Origin of the sequence: Kurthia zopfii, assembly GCF_003143955.1 — a bacterium.
In the GTDB taxonomy this organism is placed as follows: domain Bacteria; phylum Bacillota; class Bacilli; order Bacillales_A; family Planococcaceae; genus Kurthia; species Kurthia zopfii.
The window spans coordinates 1-20,693 of sequence record NZ_QFVS01000044.1; the positions used below are offsets into that span (position 1 = coordinate 1).

At 36.4% G+C, this 20,693-nt stretch carries 16 protein-coding genes, 1 other RNA gene and 1 pseudogene; 13 read left to right on the forward strand and 5 right to left on the reverse strand.

Features of this window, described 5'->3' with window-relative positions; translation table 11 throughout:
* Positions 1-106: 106 nt before the first annotated feature.
* Positions 107-214: a helix-turn-helix domain-containing protein gene (locus tag DF281_RS14625; protein WP_115329400.1), complete on the reverse strand. Its 108-nt coding sequence runs from the start codon at positions 212-214 to the stop codon at positions 107-109.
* 393 nt (positions 215-607) lie between these two features.
* On the opposite strand from DF281_RS14625, the gene glsA reads away from it, so the two are divergent.
* The 6 genes from glsA (at position 608) to ssrA (ending at position 6,543) form a co-directional block, all read left to right on the forward strand.
* On the forward strand, positions 608-1,543 hold the full coding sequence (gene glsA / locus DF281_RS12805) for a glutaminase A (RefSeq protein ID WP_109350655.1): 936 nt from the start codon (positions 608-610) through the stop codon (positions 1,541-1,543).
* A 151-nt stretch (positions 1,544-1,694) separates the two neighbouring features.
* A complete protein-coding gene (gene secG / locus DF281_RS12810) occupies positions 1,695-1,922 on the forward strand; it encodes a preprotein translocase subunit SecG (RefSeq protein ID WP_109350656.1) in 228 nt (75 codons plus the stop codon).
* Positions 1,923-1,992: 70 nt separating this feature from the next.
* A complete protein-coding gene (locus DF281_RS12815) occupies positions 1,993-2,739 on the forward strand; it encodes an alpha/beta hydrolase (RefSeq protein WP_109350657.1) in 747 nt (248 codons plus the stop codon).
* A gap of 22 nt (positions 2,740-2,761) precedes the next feature.
* Positions 2,762-5,152: a ribonuclease R gene (gene rnr, locus DF281_RS12820; protein WP_109350658.1), complete on the forward strand. Its 2,391-nt coding sequence runs from the start codon at positions 2,762-2,764 to the stop codon at positions 5,150-5,152.
* A gap of 78 nt (positions 5,153-5,230) precedes the next feature.
* Positions 5,231-5,698, forward strand: coding sequence for an SsrA-binding protein SmpB (gene smpB, locus DF281_RS12825; protein WP_109350659.1), 468 nt, complete (start codon positions 5,231-5,233; stop codon positions 5,696-5,698).
* A 484-nt stretch (positions 5,699-6,182) separates the two neighbouring features.
* Positions 6,183-6,543: a transfer-messenger RNA gene (ssrA, locus tag DF281_RS12830) on the forward strand.
* 178 nt (positions 6,544-6,721) lie between these two features.
* Here the strand turns inward: ssrA and DF281_RS15105 are convergent.
* Positions 6,722-8,018, reverse strand: a pseudogene (locus tag DF281_RS15105) (ISL3 family transposase).
* A gap of 402 nt (positions 8,019-8,420) precedes the next feature.
* Here DF281_RS15105 and DF281_RS12840 point away from each other — a divergent pair.
* The 3 genes from DF281_RS12840 (at position 8,421) to DF281_RS12850 (ending at position 10,779) form a co-directional block, all read left to right on the forward strand.
* Positions 8,421-9,035 carry a hypothetical protein gene (locus tag DF281_RS12840; RefSeq protein WP_109350660.1) on the forward strand — a complete coding sequence of 205 codons (615 nt, stop codon included), beginning with the start codon at positions 8,421-8,423 and terminating at the stop codon, positions 9,033-9,035.
* Between the two features lie 745 nt (positions 9,036-9,780).
* Positions 9,781-9,876: an IS3 family transposase gene (locus DF281_RS15110; RefSeq protein ID WP_422730518.1), complete on the forward strand. Its 96-nt coding sequence runs from the start codon at positions 9,781-9,783 to the stop codon at positions 9,874-9,876.
* Between the two features lie 141 nt (positions 9,877-10,017).
* Positions 10,018-10,779 (forward strand): hypothetical protein, encoded by a 762-nt coding sequence (locus DF281_RS12850; RefSeq protein WP_109350662.1) that lies wholly within the window; start codon positions 10,018-10,020, stop codon positions 10,777-10,779.
* Here the strand turns inward: DF281_RS12850 and DF281_RS15115 are convergent.
* Positions 10,744-10,989 (reverse strand): DUF6933 domain-containing protein, encoded by a 246-nt coding sequence (locus DF281_RS15115; RefSeq protein WP_109350663.1) that lies wholly within the window; start codon positions 10,987-10,989, stop codon positions 10,744-10,746. The genes DF281_RS12850 and DF281_RS15115 overlap by 36 nt on opposite strands.
* Positions 10,990-11,171: 182 nt before the next feature.
* Here DF281_RS15115 and DF281_RS12860 point away from each other — a divergent pair, with 182 nt between their 5' ends.
* The gene (locus DF281_RS12860; RefSeq protein WP_166636144.1) at positions 11,172-12,794 is read left to right on the forward strand and encodes a DUF2075 domain-containing protein; all 1,623 of its coding nucleotides are present in this window, start codon (positions 11,172-11,174) and stop codon (positions 12,792-12,794) included.
* Between the two features lie 34 nt (positions 12,795-12,828).
* Here DF281_RS12860 and DF281_RS15120 read toward each other — a convergent pair whose 3' ends face one another.
* Together DF281_RS15120 and DF281_RS12870 are read right to left on the reverse strand one after the other, a co-directional pair.
* Positions 12,829-12,987, reverse strand: a complete 159-nt coding sequence (locus DF281_RS15120) for a transposase (protein WP_109350664.1) — start codon at positions 12,985-12,987, stop codon at positions 12,829-12,831.
* Positions 12,965-13,594, reverse strand: a complete 630-nt coding sequence (locus DF281_RS12870) for a transposase (RefSeq protein WP_109350665.1) — start codon at positions 13,592-13,594, stop codon at positions 12,965-12,967. The genes DF281_RS15120 and DF281_RS12870 overlap by 23 nt, the downstream gene beginning before the upstream one ends.
* Positions 13,595-13,819: 225 nt before the next feature.
* Here DF281_RS12870 and DF281_RS12875 point away from each other — a divergent pair, with 225 nt between their 5' ends.
* The 3 genes from DF281_RS12875 to DF281_RS12885 are packed head-to-tail and all read left to right on the forward strand — an operon-like array spanning position 13,820 to position 20,473.
* On the forward strand, positions 13,820-15,301 hold the full coding sequence (locus DF281_RS12875) for a TIGR02677 family protein (RefSeq protein WP_109350666.1): 1,482 nt from the start codon (positions 13,820-13,822) through the stop codon (positions 15,299-15,301).
* A complete protein-coding gene (locus DF281_RS12880) occupies positions 15,294-16,442 on the forward strand; it encodes a TIGR02678 family protein (protein WP_109350667.1) in 1,149 nt (382 codons plus the stop codon). The genes DF281_RS12875 and DF281_RS12880 overlap by 8 nt, the downstream gene beginning before the upstream one ends.
* Positions 16,439-20,473, forward strand: coding sequence for a TIGR02680 family protein (locus tag DF281_RS12885; protein ID WP_109350668.1), 4,035 nt, complete (start codon positions 16,439-16,441; stop codon positions 20,471-20,473). The genes DF281_RS12880 and DF281_RS12885 overlap by 4 nt, the downstream gene beginning before the upstream one ends.
* Positions 20,474-20,693 lie beyond the last annotated feature (220 nt).

Here is a 20,693-nt window from a genome sequence, read left to right on the forward strand (position 1 = left end):
GCTAAAAGAAAAAGGCGATAAGACCTTTATATCAGTTTTCGAGTTACCAACGGTAACCCTCAAACTGAACGGTATTCATCCCCCACTTATAGAAGATGGGGGAATTCTACCGAACAGATGTTAAAATTAATTTTTCAGCAAGTTCCTTTTGAGTCAAACCTTGTTCAAGTCGCTTTTCGCGAATGAATGAGCCGAATGTTTTTTTGTTGATCATATCGAACCACCTCCATAAAAAATTGTAGCATGGAACTTCGAAATTTGTCACTGGATTGTTAGTCAAGTTGTTGGTACATAAGGGTTTGTGAGTGATTATTTAATTGTCATCATAAATGGTAAAATGAACGAAAAGATGGTGCGGTCAAGCAATGGAAGCATTAATTTTCTACATAATCGGCGCAGTTTTGTTGTCATTTGATCTCTATATGGTCGTCAGAAATGCCGTTGATAATTCGATTTTAAAAGACATTACAATCGAAAAGATAAGTAGCAATATTCAGAGCCTTCCAACATTTCCTTTGGGCGTTTTTTCTTCGTGAAAATGTATGTAAAAAAGTAAGGAATAGGGTAGTATGTAAGTAGAATCTAGGTAGTGAGAGGAGATAGAATAATGGCGACTTTAGAACATTATGTAAAAGAGAGTCAGCAACTGCACGTTTTAGGCGAGACAGCTTCGTATATACCTGCGCTTGCTGAAAGAGATCCCGGTCAATTCGCAGTTTGTATGATTGATGAACATGGGAATTCATTTTTGACGGGAGATGTGGAGGAGAAATTCACATTCCAAAGTATTTCAAAAGTAATTTCATTCATTTACGCTTGTGAACAACTCGGATTGGATCAAGTATTGGAATTCGTCGATGTTGAACCGACTGGCGACTCTTTCAATTCGATTATCCGACTAGAAAATACGGAGTTCGGTAAACCGTTCAACCCGATGATTAATGCGGGAGCGATTACCGTCAGTTCATTATTACCGGGTGACACGAAGGAAGAGATGTTTGCGGGGCTATGCCAATTCATTGAACAGATGACGGAACAACCAGTAGCAATCGATGAAGTGGTGTATAAATCGGAGCTAGTAACGGCGAATCGCAATCGTTCCATCGCCTATTATTTAAAATCGAATGATATATTACGAGGCAATGTGGAAGAAGCGCTAGACGTGTACTTCCGACAATGTGCGATTGAAATTAACGTCAAATGCCTTGCAAGAATCGGGCTAATTTTATCAAATGATGGAGAAGATCCAATCACGGGTGAAGTATTCTTCTCGAAAGATATCGCGCGCGTGGCAAAAGCGTTAATGCTCACTTGCGGCATGTACAATGCATCAGGGAAGTTCGCGACATTCGTCGGCATGCCTTCGAAAAGTGGCGTATCGGGCGGAATCTTAAGTGTAGCGGAACATCCAGACATGCAAGGACTGAACGGTAAAATTGGTATTGCGACATTTGGCCCTGCCATTGATGCCATTGGAAACAGCGTATCAGGCATCGAATTCCTAAAACGTATTTCAATCGAGTATGATTTGAGTATATTTTAAGATAATTTGAATTTATCGCTAGGTACTAACGGAAGTTCATGGTAAAATATATGTATCATTGTATTCGTTTGAAAAGTAACAACATTGTACGCCTTCTTGATTTTTGTTAGAATGGCGATATTGTCTGTTTTTAAATCAGGAGGTGGAACATATGCATACAGCTGTTTTAGTAACACTATTAATCGTTTCATTCGCATTAATTGTTGCAGTTTTACTACAATCTAGTAAGAGTGCAGGTCTTTCGGGAGCCATCTCTGGTGGAGCTGAGCAACTTTTTGGTAAACAAAAAGCTCGAGGTCTTGACCTAGTTTTACATCGTATCACAATTGTACTTTCAGTAATCTTTTTTGTTCTGGCAATTGCAATTGCGAAAGTTTAATGAACAGATCATAACCGTCTAACCACCACTAGGTTAGGCGTTTTCTGTTATTTTATGGAGGTTTTACGAAATGCGTATATCTTTACCGAAACCTTTCTTTTTTGAAGAGGGCCCTCGCGCAGTGCTATTACTGCACGGTTTTACAGGGAACTCTGCGGACGTCCATATGCTGGGGCGCTTCCTACAGAAGAACGGTTATACTACGATTGCACCGCACTATAAAGGGCACGGTGTATCACCAGAGGAATTAATTCACACGAGTCCAGAAGATTGGTGGCAAGATGTTCAAGAGGCCTACCAAACACTGGTGGATAAAGGTTATAAGGAAATCGCGGTAGCCGGCTTATCACTTGGTGGCGTTTTTTCACTGAAATTAGGTTACTCGACCGTCTTAAAGGGAATTGTCACAATGTGTGCACCTATGTCTATGAGAACGACTGACATCATGTTTGAAGGGGTACTCAAGTACGCACGTGATTTTTCAAAAGTATACGGCTATACCGAAGCGGAACAAGAGGCGATGCTCAATCGTCTTAGAGAGCAAGGAATGCCGTCATTACCACAACTTCAAAATTTAATTCAAGACGTGCGAGCGCATGTGGACGAAATCTATGCACCTATTTTTGTCGTACAGGCGCGAAAAGATGAAGTCATCGATGTCAACTCGGCACAATATATTTATGATACAGTCGAATCCAATGATAAAGCATTGAAATGGTATGAGAACTCACGCCATGTCATTACTTTGGATCAAGAGAGAAAAGAGTTACAGCAAGATATTTTAGACTTTTTAAATACATTAGATTGGTCTGAATAAGCTGTACAAGGAGGAAAGATTTATGAATTTTGAACAACTAATCATCAATTTGATGAAAACAGAGAACTACAAACCAGCAACAGTAGCAGAAGTAGAAGATTTACTAGGCTTAACAGATGCTGAAGATTTTAAAGAGTTAGTGAAAGCTTTTGTAAAATTGGAAGGACAAGGTAAAATCGTACGCTCTGGCCAGGATCGTTACGGACTACCTGCACAAATGAATCAAACACGCGGCCGTTTCATTGGGCATGCGAAAGGGTTTGGATTTGTGGCACCTGAAGAGGAAGGTATGGACGACGTGTTCATTCCGCCAACAGCGACTAACGGAGCTTTAAACGGAGATACTGTTCTTGTCAGCATCTCAAAACTAAAATCAGGCGACCGTCGTGAAGGGGAAGTCATCGACATTATCGAACGTGGAAACTCACGCATCGTAGGTGAATTCCAAGCGAACCGTGGTTTCGGATTCGTCGTTCCTGATGACAAAAAATTCGGCACGGATATTTTTATCGCTCGCAACCATACACTTGGTGCGGTAGATGGCCATAAAGTAGTCGTAGAAATTACAGAATGGCCTGATGGACGTCATTCAGCAGCGGGTATGATTACTTCTATACTAGGGCATAAAAACGATCCAGGCGTAGATATTTTATCAATTATCCACAAGCATGATATCGACGTGGAATTCCCACAAGAAGTATTGGATGCAGCGACAGCGATTCCAGATACAGTATCAGCAGAAGAAATCGAAGGTCGCCGTGATTTACGTGATCAATTAATCGTGACAATTGATGGCGAAACTGCGAAAGACTTAGATGATGCTGTAACCGTTACAAAAAATGATGATGGCACATATAAATTAGGCGTGCATATCGCAGACGTCAGTCATTATGTGACAGATGGTTCTACTTTAGACCGTGAAGCATATGACCGCGCGACAAGTGTTTATTTAACAGACCGCGTAATTCCAATGATTCCACACCGTTTATCGAATGGTATTTGTTCATTGAATCCGCAAGTTGATCGTTTAACGCTTTCATGTGAGATGACGATCGATCAAAACGGAATTGTTATTGCACATGATATTTTCGAAAGTGTTATTAACACGACTGAACGTATGACGTATACAGATGTGTACAAGATTTTAGAAGAAAAAGACGAAGACTTAATCGCTCGTTACGAACAGCTTGTGCCAATGTTTGAGCATATGAAGGAATTATCAGGCGTATTACGTGGCCGTCGTGAAAAACGTGGTGCAGTTGATTTCGACTTCAAAGAATCTGCGGTAGTAGTAGATGAAAACGGTTGGCCAATTGACGTTGTGATTCGTGAACGTACAGTAGCGGAGAAACTAATTGAAGACTTCATGTTAGCAGCAAACGAAACTGTAGCTGAACACGTATTCAAAGCTCAACTTCCGTTCATTTACCGAATCCATGAAGAGCCAAAACCTGAGAAATTACAACGTTTCTTCGAATTCATTACGAACTTCGGGATCCTTGTAAAAGGGAAAGGCGATACAGTTGACCCGAAAGCGTTACAGGAGATTTTAGAATCAGTTGTAGGCAAACCTGAATATCCAGTGATTTCGACAATGATGCTACGTTCGATGCAACAGGCGAAATATAGCCCAGAGTCATTAGGTCACTTCGGTTTATCAACAGAGTTCTACACACATTTCACATCACCAATTCGTCGTTACCCTGATTTAATTGTCCACCGTTTATTACGCACTTATGTCATTAACAACGACACTTCAGGCAAAACGGTCGCTTATTGGGGCGCGAATATGGAAAGCATCGCGACACATACTTCTGAAAGAGAACGTCGTGCAGTAGATGCTGAACGTGATACAGAATCAATTAAGAAAGCACAATATATGTCAGACAAAATTGGCGAAGAATTTGAAGGTGTTATTAGCTCAGTGACGAACTTCGGTATGTTCATTGAACTGGAAAACACAATTGAAGGACTTGTCCACATTAGTAATCTAACTGATGATTACTACAACTTTGACGAACGCTCAATGTCGATGATCGGCGAACGCACAGCACGTGTATTCCGTCTAGGCGATAAAGTGACGATTAAAGTGCATGCAGTAAACTTAGAAGAATCAGCAGTCGATTTCATCATTGTTGGTATGCCGGCACCTCGTGCGAAATCAACACGACCAGCGCGCGTTATTAATGCAGGTGGCAGAAAAGGTTCTGGATCAGATTCTCGCAAGAAAAAAGAGGAGTCAAAACCGAAACCAAAACGTACGCCAAGCGGTGCAAAAGTGAGCGGTAAAACACGCAAGCAAGAGCGCAAACGCAGTACGGAAGGCGAGCCGAAAAAAGAACATAAAGGCAAAAAGTTCTATGAAGGCATCGCTAAACAACAGAAGAAAAAAGGCCGTAAAAAGAAAGACTAAATGCTGAAATCTCGATGAGGAGGGGGCGCAATCGCACTCTCTCCGATTGGAGCAGCTAAATTTTATGAGGTGATACATATGGCAAAAGGAGCCGGAAAAGTATTAGCGCAAAATAAAAAAGCAAATCATGATTATGCAATTGAAGATACGATTGAAGCGGGAATTGTCCTAACAGGTACAGAGATCAAGTCGATTCGTAAAGGGAAAGTGCAGCTGAAAGATTCATACGTTGTTTTCCGTAATGGTGAAGCGTATATTTCAAACATGCATATTAGCCCATTCGAACAGGGGAATATTTTCAATCATGATCCACTACGCACACGTAAATTACTATTGCATAGAAAACAAATCGACCAATTAAATTTGGACGTAAAGCGTGACGGTTACACAGTCGTACCATTGAAAATGTATTTAAAAGATGGATTCGCCAAACTATTAATCGGTTCAGGTAAAGGTAAGAAAACATATGATAAACGCCATGACCTAAAACAAAAAGAAGCAAAACGCAATATCGACCGAGCAATCAAAGCGAAAAACCAATACTAACAAGCATTTCCCTTGAACTTTGACCATTTTTGTCATATAATAATTCAAGTAAACTAAGCTAGTATCAGATTCGTTCTGAACACCACAGTATATATTTACTGTATTCCCGAATGAACCTTGATCACCTATTCTGCACTCTGAGAGGACTCACATCTTCTACTGACGAAACTGCCCTATAGGTGAAATAACAATTTACGAACTTGAAATGACCCGATTTGAGGCCAGATCAAGTAGCGAATACGCATCAGTGTTTTGAAACAAACCAAATGAGGGATGAATCAAGACAAGAATGAATGCAGCTGATAGAGTATTGCGCCATGAGTGTTTTGAAACTAAACTCACGATCAAAGTGCGGTATAAATTTCAAGATGCAAGCAAGACGCGAAAGCAATTGAGTAAGTAAAGGAGTGTACGTAATGTACATGACTGAAGCGAACGAATGAAGCTGACAAAGTATTGCGCAGTAGATTGTAATTTAGATCAAGGGGACGTTACGGATTCGACAGGAATATCTCGGCTTGAGTTGCGCGTCGGAGGTCTCGGCTTCGTTACCAACGGAAGTTATATAATAACTGGCAAAACAAACAATAACTTAGCTTTCGCAGCTTAGTCTGACGAAACTGCCTATCTACCCTATCGCCCATGTAGCGTAGTTTAGGCTCACTTATAGTGGGATACGATGTTAGGTGCCACCTTAGTCTAACAGAAGAGATTTTAAGGTTAGCGTACACGACGCCTGTTTGTTGGCATACTGTTACGTGAACTCGCAAGTAAACAAACTACACGCGTAGAAGCTTAAGTACTGGAGTTTCTGGACGCGGGTTCGACTCCCGCCGTCTCCATAAGACGAAATCATACGGTTTCAAAGAGTGTCAAAATCCTTGATATATAAGGGTTTTGGCGCTTTTTTAATTTCATGGAGTTTCATATAGTTTCAACAAATCGTGGCTCTTTGTCAAATAACGTTGGTGAGAGTTTTCAATTGAATAAAAATCGATTGGTTTGAGCGAGATTACGTTTCTTTTAAGAAGCGTGGCTCGCTCTTTTTAAATTGAAATGTAAGTAAATTCGGTTGCGGTAGTTTTCAAAGTTTCTATAACCATAAGCAACTCGGTTTAAGATTTTGATTTTATTGTTAATCCCTTCAATTCTTCCGTTGTTATAAGGGAAAAGAAAGCTATTTTCAATCGAGCTTAAGTGATATTTCAGTGTTTTAATACTTCTTTTAAATTCTTTTGAAACGCCCTCTGCTAAAGGCTTCTCAAGGATTTCAGTTAGCTGTTCGAGGTTCTTCTCTTTTAATGCGGTTAAGATCGATTGGTAAAGATCATAGTTCACTTTCAAACGCTCACTATAACTCATCAATGTCTCAACGACTGTCGCATCAGTGGTTTGACCGAATAGCGAGAAGTTTTTGTAAGACGTACATGAAAGATCAAGTGCGCTTTTTAAGGGAAGCTTCCAATATTTTTTCAGGCGGCGATACTTCTTCCAATCTTCGCCATTACTTGTTCTAAAGGTATTCATGACACTGATTCTTAGTTTATTCATCGAGCGATTGATGAGTTGGACTAGGTGGAATCTGTCGATAATGATCTTCGCCTTTGGGAAAAAGGTCACGTATGATTTTTTCATACCCTGCGTTCATATCAATTGTGATGGTTTCGACTGCACAACGCTGGGCATAGCTGTAGCGCGTCATGAAGTGATCACGTATATCTCGACTTAATCGAGTAGGTAAAATTCCTAAAATTGCCCCTGTTTTAGCGTTAATATATTCAAAAGCCATTCTGCCTTTAAGGTATTTGAACTCATCGAAAGAAAGATGTTTCGCTAGATCGTAATGTTTTTTAGGCATCGATTGGCTATATTGATTGATGAATCGTTGCACAGAAGTCGTTGAAACACATGTATCTTGGGCGATTAGTGTAATGGATTGAGCTTCAGAAGCTTTTAGTGTTACGAGAGATTTGGACTGGTTCGAGATGCAACAGAAGCGATCAACAACTTTCGATTCCGCCACAAACGTACTTGAACAGCTTTTACAAAAGAAGCGTTGCTTCTTCAGTAATAGAAACGTACGGTGAACTCCCACCATTGGAAGAGAGATTCTTGACTCCTGCGTGCCATTTTTAATAATCGAGAAATCCTTATTCGCCATGCCACAAACTGTACAATTACGAGGTATATAAGTTAGTTTGGCTGAAATGAACTTACTCATTCTTCCTTTATAAAGCTTTTGATTGACGCAATTCGTAGCGAAGTGGATATTTGAGTCTTGTATATCGAGTAAATTTCGAATATCATGATTAATAGACAAGTGATTTTCCCCCTTAGTTTATTGTTTGGTAGACTTTTATTCTATAGGGAAACTCACTTGTTTTCTATTATTTTCGATAAAAATAACGTTCATGAAGTTTCCACACCGATCTGATGAGAGATCGGTGTTTTTTTCTTCACCAACGTTATTTATTGTAGAACCCTTAAAATTGGGAACTTATATTGTATAATTGATAGTCGATTATGTGGATTTTCTTTTTTCACTAGATTATGCAAAATTTTAAAAGAGACCATTAATAATTTTGAAGGCAGATTAGGTACACAATTAGAACTGTTTATTTACAACCTTTTAAATGAAAAAAATATAACTTATCATAATGGTTTTTATAATATCCAAGATGAGTGTGATACTATTATCGAAACTTCAGATAGTATTTTCTTTATGGAAATTAAAAAGAAACAGCTTCAAAAAAGGTCTTTATTACAAGACGATGTAGAACTATTCTACGACATATCCCAAAGTATTCTTCATTCACAATCACAACTCGGCAAACACCAATTATTTTTATTGAAAAAAGGTTCCTTAGAATTGTATGAAAAAAGAGGTAAGCGAAACAGCAGTAATAAATTGCTTAAGTCCATATATTTAAACGATCGAAATATAGAGCGGATTAACATTACTTTAGATGATTATGGAATTTTAAATGATAAACAATTACTTATGCAGCTATTGAAGATGTTTACTTTTTCCAAAATTAAAGCTATTGACGAAAAAAAAGATTCTAAACTAAGTGATGCTCGTAAATATTCCTTAAAATTGCAAGAACAGTTCAATGAATTACAAAATATTAATTATGCTCTTAGTGATGATGTTAATCATCTGTATACGAATACTTCATTTATGAGCTTACAATTATTAATGACCAGATTAGAAAATGTCAATGGTAATAATGAGTTTGGAAAAGACTATAGAATTACTAGAAATATAATACAAACTATCAGTGAACCTTTTTTTGAATATTATAATATGTTGCAATTAAAAAGATATCCTGGATAGGCTAAGCTAATCAAAGAAAATCAACGTTTATTAATGGAAATGATATTTTCACATAAAGGTATAAAGACAGCTAAGATCGCTTCTTTCACAGTGGATCTAAAAGCAAGTAATACTGATTAAGGAACGAAAATAGATGTGATTCGAAATAATTATTATTATCATGTAGGTTTATTTGGTAAACGTGTTAAAAAGGATGAAGACACAGAGATTTTAAATTTAATTGTCTGTATTTTTAGAAAACAGTAATAATTATGTCATTCGTAGACTCAAAAAAGAATTAGAAAAATTTCCTAATCCTAAATGTGCTTCACTTCGTCAAATTGGATGTTTAATGAAGGAAATATGGACTATATGGTGGCACAATTTAAGCTACATAAATCAAGTTGTGATTAAGCTCTAGTAAAATATGAGTTATAGCGTCAATTCAAGGAGGATAAACAATTAGCAGTTATCGTCAGCGATTTAACATACGCCCTTGTTGGGGAAAAGTGGCACTAAGTGTGCCGATTTGTCGACCTTTTTTATCGTGAAATACTCGGCTGTAGTACAGGTGATAATAAAATTGCAGAGCTTGTGTAGTAGGCAATTGCAAGCATCTAGGCGAATTTAAATAATGTCAAAATGTTTCATACAGATAGCGGACAAGGTTGTTGATAACAAGCTAATTTCAGAGAGTCTCGAAACATTCGATATCCAAAAATTATTGAGCATAAAAGGATGCCCTTATGACAACGCTGTGGTTGAAATGATATTTAAGGTGTTTAAAAAAGAATTCACTAACGGAGCACATTTCTCTTCACTTGAACAGTTCGCTTTTGAACTTGATGATTATGTTTATTGATTCAACAATACTCGAGTTCATAGTACATTAGGCTATTTAACGCTAGTGGAATTCAAGAAACTGACCAAATAATTTTTAATCAGTTTAGTGTTGACATATCAGAATTTTATTATTGATAGGAAAATAACGAGGGGTGTTTGTGTGTTAAGTTCATTAATCTTCTTTTTTTTTGGTTTTGGTTACAGCTACTTTTTTTATAAAAATGCTCAAAGAACGTATGAAATTACTGTCGGGAGCGATGAAAGTTTCGTTAATGAAAAGATTCATTATTTTTATGTTTGGAACTCTGGTAAAGAAACTATTTACAAAGAGGATTTACTTAATGAATCTAAATGCTTGGAAGTTATATTAAAAGGTGGAAATTTGGTTGAATATGCCAAAATAAGTGATGTAACAAGTGATTATTTTAAAATAGACTTATATCAAGAGCGCAAAAAGGTGAAGATTGATTTTGATTTATTAAGACCAGATGAAGGTTTTACTATGATGGTGAAAACTAGAATAAATTCACCTTCGTATTGGGATCTTCAAATAAAGCAAAAAAAGAATATACTTGTTTTACCGAACATTATAAAAGCAAGGGGATTCGAGTCGAATTTAAATTTGTTTAGTAATATTCTCCATTTCTCTGTATTAAGTATGATAGTTTATATTGCATTCTTTGTACAAAAAATAGATTTTGCAAGTGTGAAAACAACAGGAGATTATATTAGAGTAATCATGCCATATTTGTATTTAGTCGTGCTTATTCCTATGCTACCCATATTAACTAGAAGAATAAAGGCTCCGCGTCCTCCCATGGAATTAGAATTACATTTTGTAAAGAATAATATAGAGCGACAAAAAATAAAAAATGTTCTTAAACGTTTATGGACAAAGAAATTGAAGAGATGGCTTCATTAGAGTGATGTTTTTAAAGAGCCGATTGATTACAATAGGAAAACGTGTTTCATTATTCATCAAAACTAAAACTTTTCTTCTATTTATAGTGACGATATTGGCATGCCAAGCGTATAAGCTTTCAGGAAGCTGGTCAAAGCCTTCTGGTGACACGATTTTTGCGGCATCAATTTTAAGTGTATCTAAAACTTTCTTCGTACATTGTATAATCATAAATTTCTCCTTCCGATTCCAATGATTATCGATTCTAGGTCATACTTCAATTATAGATTAAATAGCGAGGTAGTTCTAATTATTATGCTAACGCTACTACTTCTATTCGAATTTTTGTTAATATATAGGAGTATACTTTAAAAGTAAGATTTATTTACAATTTGTTAAAAGAAGGTGCATGTATGAGTGCGATTGAATTATTAAAATTTCCATTTAAACAAACATATATGAATGAACTCAACAATTCAGAACAGTTTTTAAATTATCCAGTCATATATATATTAAATGGGAATAAAGAAGCGTATATTGGTGAAACTGTGTATTTTAAAAAGCGAATGAAAGCCCATTTAAAAACTCGAACAAATATTGATCAAATAAACTTAATCAAGCATGAACAATTTAACCGTTCTGCAACTTTCCATCTAGAAACAAAGCTAATCAATTATTTTTTAGGTGATGAAAAATATACATTGCAAAACAAAAGTAAAACAGCGAGTGACTTTACGCATAATTATTATAATAAGCCTTATTATGATCTTCAGTTGTTTAAAGAATTATGGGAACAGTTGTATGAAGAAAAATTAGTTAATCATCAACTTGAACAAATTGAAAATAAGGATATATTTAAAATATCTCCTTACAAAGAGCTTTCGTTGGATCAAGCAGAGTTGAAAGAAAATGTCCTTGGATTTTGTGAGAAACAAGTACAAGCAACAACAGCCGATTATGGCAGCCTGCTAGTCATAGAGGGGGAGGCTGGTGTTGGAAAGAGTGTTGTATTGAGTTCGATTTTTAACACGATACAGGAACGGGCGGAAGAAGCATCTTCACCACTCTATAAAACAGAAAACTATTTAGTTGTGAATCATGAAGAAATGTTTAAGACGTATAAAGGAATTGCAAAATCTGTTAAGCATTTAAAAGCAAAGAATTTTTCTAAACCGACTCCTTTGATCAATAATTTACAAAAAACAATGAAAAAAGCAGATATTATTTTCGTAGATGAAGCTCATTTACTCTTAACGAAATCAGATACATATAATAATTTTTATGGGAATAACCAATTAGAAGAACTTTTGAAACTAGCGAAAGTAGTTGTGGTGGTTTATGATCCTGATCAAGTATTGAAATTGAAAAGTTTGTGGGGAAACGCAATTCTTGAAAAGCTGAAAAAATTAAGTCCTTATCAAGAAGAGTATCAGTTATCAAATCAATTTCGTATGCAAGCAAATGATGAGGTAATAGATTGGATAAATGCCTTTAAGAAAAAAGAAGTTCTTGAAATTCCAAAGGATAAAAATTACGATTTTAAAGTTTTTGAAACAATGGAAGAAATGCATGAGAAAATAAAATCTCAAAATGATCAATATGGATTAAGTAGAGTAGTTTCTACTTTTGACTATCTTCATAAAAAAGATGGTGGAACTTATTATGTGAAAGAATCGAATGGTGAATACCAAATTCCGTGGAATACAACAAGTACGAAATATACATGGGCGGAAAAGCCAGAAACTGTGCATGAAGCTGGTTCAATCTATACAATTCAAGGGTTCGATTTAAATTATGTGGGTGTAGTATTAGGACCGTCTGTAAAATATGATCCAACTACAGAAAAAATAGTAATTGATACAAGCAAATATATGGATAAAGGTGCATATACAGGAGTAGAGGGTATAGAGCATGTAGAAGTAGCAAAAGAGAAAATAGTTTTGAATTCGATTAATATTCTCATGAAAAGGGGAATTAAAGGATTATATATTTATGCAAGTGATGAAGCGTTGAGAGAGAAATTAATGTCTTATTGATTAGGTAAATAAATTGAGCGAGATCACGTTTCATTTATGAAGCGTGGCTCGCTCTTTTTAGTGCGAAATGCAAATAGATTCGATTGCGATAGTTTTCAAAGTTCCTGTAACCATAGGCAACATGATTTAAGACTTTGATTTTATTGTTGATCCTTTCAATTCTTCCGTTGTTAAAAGGGAAAAGATAGATCAAGTACGTTTTTTAAAGGAAGTTTCCAATGCTTTTTCAGGCGGTGGTATTTCTTCTGATCTACGCTGTTACTTGTTCTAAAGTCATTCATGATACTTATTCTTAGCTTATTCATGGAGCGATTGATTAGTTGGACGAGATGAAATCTGTCGATAATAATCTTCGCTTTTGGGAAAAGCTTTTTAATCAGTTTTTCATAACCTGCATTCATATCAATCGTGATGATTTCAACTGCACAACGCTGGGCATAACTGTAGCGAGACAGGAAGTGATCCTTGATATCACGACTTAATCGAGAAGGTAAAATCCCCAGAATCGTACCTGTTTTAGCGTTAATATATTCAAAAGCCATTCTTCCTTTAAGGTATTTGAACTCATAGAAAGAAAGGTGTTTCGGTAAATAATCATATTTTTTAGGCATGGATTCGCAATATTGATTGATGAAACGTTGAACTGAAGTAGGCGAAACACTTGTATCTTGGGCGATTAGTGTAATTGATTGTGCTTCAGAAGCTTTCGGTGTTACGAGTGATTTGGATTGGTTCGAGATGAAACAGAAGCGATTAATGACTTCGGATTCCGCCACAAATGTTCTAGAACATATCGTCAATCGCTTTTACCTAGAGGATTATACGATTGGTAAGCTCATGCCGTTATTTAATGTAGATATTGAACGATAGGTTAGATAGAATGAACTTTACATTAAGATGTAATGTTCTTTTTCTATTGCGTAACGATATTTAACAGATACTATTTAATTTTTCTGTTATTATTTTACATAGGGTATTCAAGTATTACTAATTTATATAGAGAGATAAAAAAGAGGAGGTAGGCAATGGATTCTACAATGAAGCAAGTGGTGGAAACAACGTATCTAACAGCTCCCTCAGCTGCACAATATCGTACGATTTTGCGATTCTTTTATGAACAACATGAGCGTATGCGCGATTATTTAACGCCAGAAGAAGTGTTGCAGCATGTGCGGTCTTTTCCGCAGTTTGAAGACTATGATGAAGATGTGTTGCATCAAAATTTAGCTAAGCTCGTGGAATGGAATAATTTATCGGCGCGACAAGATATGACGAATGCGCGGACAATCGAGGAATATAAAAAGAAACGTTTTAAATATTATCCAACACCTTATACGATTCAAATTGAACGTATGCTGATTGAACTTGAAAATATCGTAGATGATCGATTCAAAGGCTCGCTTGAACCGTCTCAATTTGAGCGCTTACTAGATGCTTTACAAAAGTTGGATCAACAATCAGATAATCCAGATCGAAGTATGCTCGTGTGGGAAGATATTCTAAGAGCTTTTAAAACGATTCGTACAAGTACAGCAGATTATATTGCTTATATAAATAGTGAAAAGACAGATCAACGTATGCAGTCAGAGGCTTTTTTAGTGTATAAAGCACAATTCACAAATTATTTGCGAGATTTCATTGTGTCCCTGCAAAAAACATCCGCACAAATTAAAGAACTTCTAGAGCGTCATACGAAGCGCTCGTTACTTCCTTTTTTTCAAAAACTCGTCGAGAAAGAGAAGTCTATTCCGAGACTGGAAGAGGTAGGTGTTTCAGATGAGCAGCTTTTGGAGCGATATACAGAAACATATCACTCCATTCAACGATGGTTTTTAGATGTGGATGGACAAAAAAGTGAGTTAGAAGTTCTTCAATGGCAAACGAATGAGATGATTCGGCGTATTACGCGCTATGTGCAGCGTTTAGGAGAGCGTCAACATCATTTTAAAAGTCACCGAAATGATTATGTTCATTTGGCTAAATGGTTTGCGAAGTGTGAAACGTTGGAAGAAGCGCATAAAATTTCTGCAATTGTTTTTGGTGCTATGCAAGTGAAGCATGTGCAGTTGAAAAAACATACAACAGATGACTTATATAGCGATACATGGGATCATGCGCCTGAAAAAGTGATTATTAAGCCACGAACCAATCGCTATCGCGAAAAAACAAAAGCAACGGGAGTACCTTTGCAAACAGAGAAAAAGCGAGAACAGCGTGAACAATATTTAAAAGAGCGGTATCACCAAGAGAAAGCGGTCAAAAAATATTTTGAAAATGGTTCTGTACAGTTATCAAAACTTGATGTAGTAGAACCTTTTATGCGAAAACTTCTATTAACATGGATGTCAAAAGCACGCGCTAATAAAGAGGGATTTGTAACGACTGAGTCGGGTATGCTGCTACATATAAAGCCACTGGAAGAAAAAATAATCTTGCATGCACTCGATGGCGATCTTCATATGAATGATGTGTTATTTGAATTGAGAGAGGAGGGGCGAAATGGATGAACTATTTGATGAGAAGGCTGTACAAAGTTTAGATTATTTATTACATCATTTTTGGGTATTGCGTAAAGAAGAGCCGAAGATGTATCAGCAAATTCGTGAACGTCAAAAAGTGATACAGCGGTATGTGTCTGAAAAGTTAGGACTTCAGTTACATGTTCGTCAACACTTCATTAAGCTTGAAAAAATACCGATTAAACCTGAAAGCTGGATGGGCATTCAAAGTTTTCAAGCGCCGATGGACTATATGATTTTTTGTTATGCATTAGCATATATAGAAAGCAAAGGGATTGAAGAACAATTTTTATTATCAGAACTTTGTGAAGAAATTCGCGCGCTTAGTTACGAAGAAGAAGAGCTGGACTGGACATTATTTCAACATAGAAAATCACTGATTCGTACAATACAAACATTAGCAGAACTACATTTAATCGAGACAATTGACGGAGATGTAAAGCGTTTTGATCATCATGAGGATCAAGAAGTATTGTATGAAGTGACAATCTATAGTCGTTATTTTATGCGTGTATATCCAGATGAATTTACGATGTTTTCAAGTGCTGAAGAACTGCTACACCTAGAACACTCACTTACAAATGAAGATGAGCGTCGAAAAAGAGTATACCGTCAATTATTTATGTCACCTGTCATGTATCGTCAGGAAGGGCAGGATCCGGACTTTTTATATATTCGAAATTTCCGTAATCGAATGAGTGATGATATTGAAAAACATAGTGATTTTAAATTACATGTATTTAAAAATGCAGCTTTTTTATCCGTTACAGAGCCGAAAAATTATTATGAACTCTTTCCAAATACTAAGTCGGTAACCGATATTTTACTACAGCTTTCGAGTTATTTACACAAAAATGTAGCGCATTATCCTCCACAAGAGAATGGAGATATTATCTTAACGGACGGACAATTAAATACAATTATACAAGAATTGAAAAATGAATTGGGTGAAGGATGGGCAAAACTTTACCGTGAAAAGTCGGTTGCGGCAGTACGACAAGATGTTGTAACAGAACTCGTTTACTGGCAGATGGTGACAGTTGAGCAAGGTTTTATACACATCCATCCGCTATTAGGTGTTTTAAGTGGTTCATATCCAGCAGACTATCAAAAGGAGGGTGAAGTATGACGAAGTGGCAAATGAATCGAGCAGGTCTACTCAGTTTTTGGTATTACGATGATGAAATTTTTGAATTTGCAAATGGGAAGTTACTACTTCGAGGTACAAACGGTTCAGGAAAATCAGTTACGATGCAGAGTTTTATTCCCGTATTATTAGATGGTAAAAAATCACCCGATCGATTGGATCCATTTGGCTCTAAAGCGAGAAAAATGAGTGACTATTTGTTAGGGGAAGAAGAAATTTCGGGTCGTGATGAGCGTACTGGCTATTTATTTTTAGAATACAAAATGGCTGGAACAGAACAGTACATAACGACAGGTATTGGTATGCAGGCACGTCGTCATAAAGATTTGAAGTCTTGGTATTTTGTCATTACCGATAATCGCAGAATTGGTATTGACCTAGAGCTGGCTCATCGCAGCCTGAATGAAATAATCCCATTTTCTCAAAAGGAGCTAACGAACCGCATTGGCGCGGGCGGCATGGTTACGAATTCACAAAAAGAATATGCGGCACTTGTAAATAAATATGTATTTGGTTTTGAAACTATGGAAGCATATGAAGACTTAGTTAAACTACTAATTCAACTCCGCGCACCTAAGCTCTCCAAAGATTTTAAACCAACCGTACTATACGAAATTTTAGAATCAGCTCTGCCACCTATTACAGATGATGAATTGCGCCACTTATCGGATACGATTGAAAGTATGGATCAAACGGAACAACAATTAGAGCAATTAACCATTGAATATGAAGCAAATAAAAAAATTGTGAAGCGTTATGATGCGTACAATACGTATATTCTAGTTGAGCGAGCAGAACGTGTCTTACAAGCAGAGGAACGATTAGCGACAATCAGTAATGAAAAGAATATGAACTTGAAGGAACAAGAACAAATCAAACAATCTATTGAACAGCTTCAGCAAGAGTATAGGCAAATAAAAACAAATCTCACAGTATATAAAAATGAAGAACAATCGTTATCAAGACATGAGATCTGGACGATCACTAAAAAGCTACATGAAAATAAAGAACAACTTACGACACTTAAAAACAGGCTAAATCAATTAAGTGTAAAAAAAGATGCAAAAGAAATGAAAAGAATTCAGCAACTAGAAACCCAAAAGCAAAAAGAATATACGCTGGAATCAACTAAGACTAAGCAAAAAGAAATCACTCTTAACATGCAGTCGTTAGCAGAGGAAGCGGATTTTGCACAACATACTTTAAATATAAATAGTTTAGAAAGACAGTCAGCAGATTTTAAGTTTTGGAAACGAGAAGTGAAAGAACATAAAGAACAGCTACGTCAACTTGAAAAACAAATTACTGCTTTAAATCATTTACAAGAGAAAGATAAGCAGCTTCAAATCCAGTCCTCTAATCTATTACAAGAAATTGATTTATTAGAAAAAGATATAGAGCAAGCAAGTCAATGGTATTCAACGGAATTACAAAAACTAAAAACAGCTATTTTCATGTGGATGAAAACAAACAATCAAATTGCGTTCTCTTCCGAACAGGAACAACAGATCTCGTTAATACTTGAACAGTTATATAATCAGTCTTCTTATCATGATGTGACGAATATTTTGATTACAGGAATAAATGGATTACGCGCACAATTTGAGGTTAAACTACAAGTAAATCAAGAGAAGCAAAAGCAGTTACACCACGCTCTTATAGAACAGCAACAAGTTTTCGAAAAGTTACAATCAGAAGAATTCGCAGATCCAAGTAGAATGCCAGGCACAGTCGCTTTTCGTCAACAATTAACGGAACAACAAATTCCGCACCTCCCTTTTTATGCGGCTGTCGAGTTTCAAGCACATGTAACAGATGAACAAAAAGCACGTACTGAAGCAGCGCTAGCTTCCACAGGTATTTTAGATAGCTTAATCTCACCAGAGACTTTTAATGTAGAAGAAGATTCATTTTTAGTTGCAAATCCAAGATTACTTGGGCATACGTTGGCAGATTTTTTACAATCAGATGTTGAAGGTCAAGAGATCTCAAGCGCATTAGTAGATGATATACTGCGAAGCATACCAATTGATGAAACAGAAAATGTGTTCACTATTGATGAAAAAGGTTTTTATCGTTTAGGTATTATTACAGGACATGCACCTAAACAAGGACCATCAAAATTTATCGGGCGTACTTCGCGTAAACGGTATCAGTTAGAACAAATTGAACTTGTACAACAGACGATTCGTGAAATAGAAGATCAGATGCAAAGTGAACGCCAAAAATATAATGAGATTGAACAACAGCTACGTGACACACGAAGCTTTGAGGCAACTATACCAAATGACAAAACGGTATATGATATTGATGTGGAAATACGAAATCGACGTGAAACACAAAAGATAAAACAACAGGAGCAAAAAAAGATTGATGACCAATGGCAAGTTGTTCATTTGAAATTAAAAACACTCCGTCAGCAACTCTATACGGAAAAAGAAAAAATAAATCTTGTACAAACGACGGAAGCGGTAAATGAAGCTATTCAATATATGGACGATTATTTGGAAGAATTGAATAACTTAGAGCGTGTACTTTTGGGAAAATCAAATGTACAAAGTGATTTAATACACATAAAAGAAAATCTTGAGGAAATTGAATTAGAGATTGATGAATTTCATAGTGACATTATCGATATACAAACTGAACAAGATCAAATTACAGCTGAAATTACATCACAAGAACAGCAACTTGAGTTAGAGGGAGCAGAGGCGATTCAACAACGAATTGCTAAAGTGCAGCAGGAACTACGTGAATTAGAAAAACGTGATAATGATTTACGTACAGACATACCAAAACAAGAAGCGAAGCAAGAAAAAATTCAAGATGCACTTCAACAATTACAGCAAGACGAAGATTTTTCAATCTTATTAGTCGAACAATGGAAACGAGCATTGCAAGAAGAACTCGATTTAGGCTTTATTCAACTTGAGAGTAATGAACCACGAGATATTGTAAAACAATATAAAACGCAACAAGACCGAGTGAAATTACAAGAATATTTATCTCGTGTGCAGAATGAAGAAATGCATGCACTGACGGAATATAATGTGAAAAGTTATTTAAAAGAAACAGCTTTACTTCTACAACTTGAAGATGTGGTGGACGATCGCTTAGAGGCATTTATACAATTACGTGGTCGACGTATAGTAGAGCTAGATTATCGCGGTCAGCGTGTAAGTCCATATCGAATTGATACGGTTCTTGCAGCAGAGCTTGAAGAAAGTCGACATTATTTAGATGCACAGGACCGAGAGTTGTATGAAGATATTATCGTTAATTCGGTAGGGACGATTTTGAGACAGCGTATTTCTAGAGCAGAGCAATGGGTGAAACAGATGGACAAAATAATGGCTGAGCGTGATAACTCATCTGGATTGATTTTTTCAGTTAGTTGGAAACCGCGTACAGCAGAATCAGAAGCAGAACTGGATACGAAAGAACTCGTTCAATTATTACAGCGTAAAAGTAGTTTCTTAAGTGAAGAAGATTTACAAAAGATTACTAAGCATTTTCGTTCGCGTATTGAAAGTGCAAAAGAGTCGATTGGTTTACGAAACGAAGGAAACACGTTACGCCAAGTGTTAAAAGAAGTATTAGATTATCGTAAATGGTTTTCATTTGTACTGTACTATACACGCCAACATGAATCGAAAAAAGAGTTAACTAATAATGCTTTTTATAAATTTAGTGGTGGTGAAAAAGCAATGGCAATGTATATTCCACTCTTTACAGCAGCTTATTCACGCTATAAAGAAGCAGATGCGATGGCTCCATACATCATTTCGTTAGATGAAGCTTTTGCGGGTGTAGATGATCAAAATATTCGAGATATGTTTGAAGTTGTTGAACAGCTAGGATTTAATTATATTATGAACTCGCAAGCGATTTGGGGAGATTGTGATACTGTTCCGAGTCTTGCAATTGCAGAATTAGTGCGTCCAAAAAACGCAGATTATGTCACGGTACTGAATTATCGATGGAATGGTAAGGAACGTGTGCTTATTGAATAAATTAGATGCCTTTCAAAATAAAGCTTTTTTGAAGTTATTTGAACACTTTAAGAAAAAATACTATTCACTTGGTAGAATGCGTGGAACTGTATCAGTGAACTACTCGCCACTTAGCTAAACCTTGCGGTTCTTCACGCTTGAAGTGGGAGCTTCTTGGGAATAGAGCGTACTTGCAAGTGTATTTCTTTACTTGCAGCGGTTTCTCTTATTTGACCGAGCT

What these genes read in the sequence shown, in the direction of transcription:
- DF281_RS12885 (WP_109350668.1), top strand. Translation starts at nt 16,439, where the DNA reads ATGACGAAGTGGCAAATGAATCGAGCAGGTCTACTCAGTTTTTGGTAT.
- DF281_RS12860 (WP_166636144.1), top strand. Translation starts at nt 11,172, where the DNA reads ATGAGTGCGATTGAATTATTAAAATTTCCATTTAAACAAACATATATG.
- DF281_RS15110 (WP_422730518.1), top strand. Translation starts at nt 9,781, where the DNA reads ATGATATTTAAGGTGTTTAAAAAAGAATTCACTAACGGAGCACATTTC.
- smpB (WP_109350659.1), top strand. Translation starts at nt 5,231, where the DNA reads ATGGCAAAAGGAGCCGGAAAAGTATTAGCGCAAAATAAAAAAGCAAAT.
- DF281_RS12815 (WP_109350657.1), top strand. Translation starts at nt 1,993, where the DNA reads ATGCGTATATCTTTACCGAAACCTTTCTTTTTTGAAGAGGGCCCTCGC.
- rnr (WP_109350658.1), top strand. Translation starts at nt 2,762, where the DNA reads ATGAATTTTGAACAACTAATCATCAATTTGATGAAAACAGAGAACTAC.
- glsA (WP_109350655.1), top strand. Translation starts at nt 608, where the DNA reads ATGGCGACTTTAGAACATTATGTAAAAGAGAGTCAGCAACTGCACGTT.
- DF281_RS15115 (WP_109350663.1), bottom strand. Translation starts at nt 10,989, where the DNA reads ATGATTATACAATGTACGAAGAAAGTTTTAGATACACTTAAAATTGAT.
- DF281_RS12875 (WP_109350666.1), top strand. Translation starts at nt 13,820, where the DNA reads ATGGATTCTACAATGAAGCAAGTGGTGGAAACAACGTATCTAACAGCT.
- secG (WP_109350656.1), top strand. Translation starts at nt 1,695, where the DNA reads ATGCATACAGCTGTTTTAGTAACACTATTAATCGTTTCATTCGCATTA.
- DF281_RS12880 (WP_109350667.1), top strand. Translation starts at nt 15,294, where the DNA reads ATGGATGAACTATTTGATGAGAAGGCTGTACAAAGTTTAGATTATTTA.
- DF281_RS14625 (WP_115329400.1), bottom strand. Translation starts at nt 214, where the DNA reads ATGATCAACAAAAAAACATTCGGCTCATTCATTCGCGAAAAGCGACTT.
- DF281_RS12840 (WP_109350660.1), top strand. Translation starts at nt 8,421, where the DNA reads ATGGAAATTAAAAAGAAACAGCTTCAAAAAAGGTCTTTATTACAAGAC.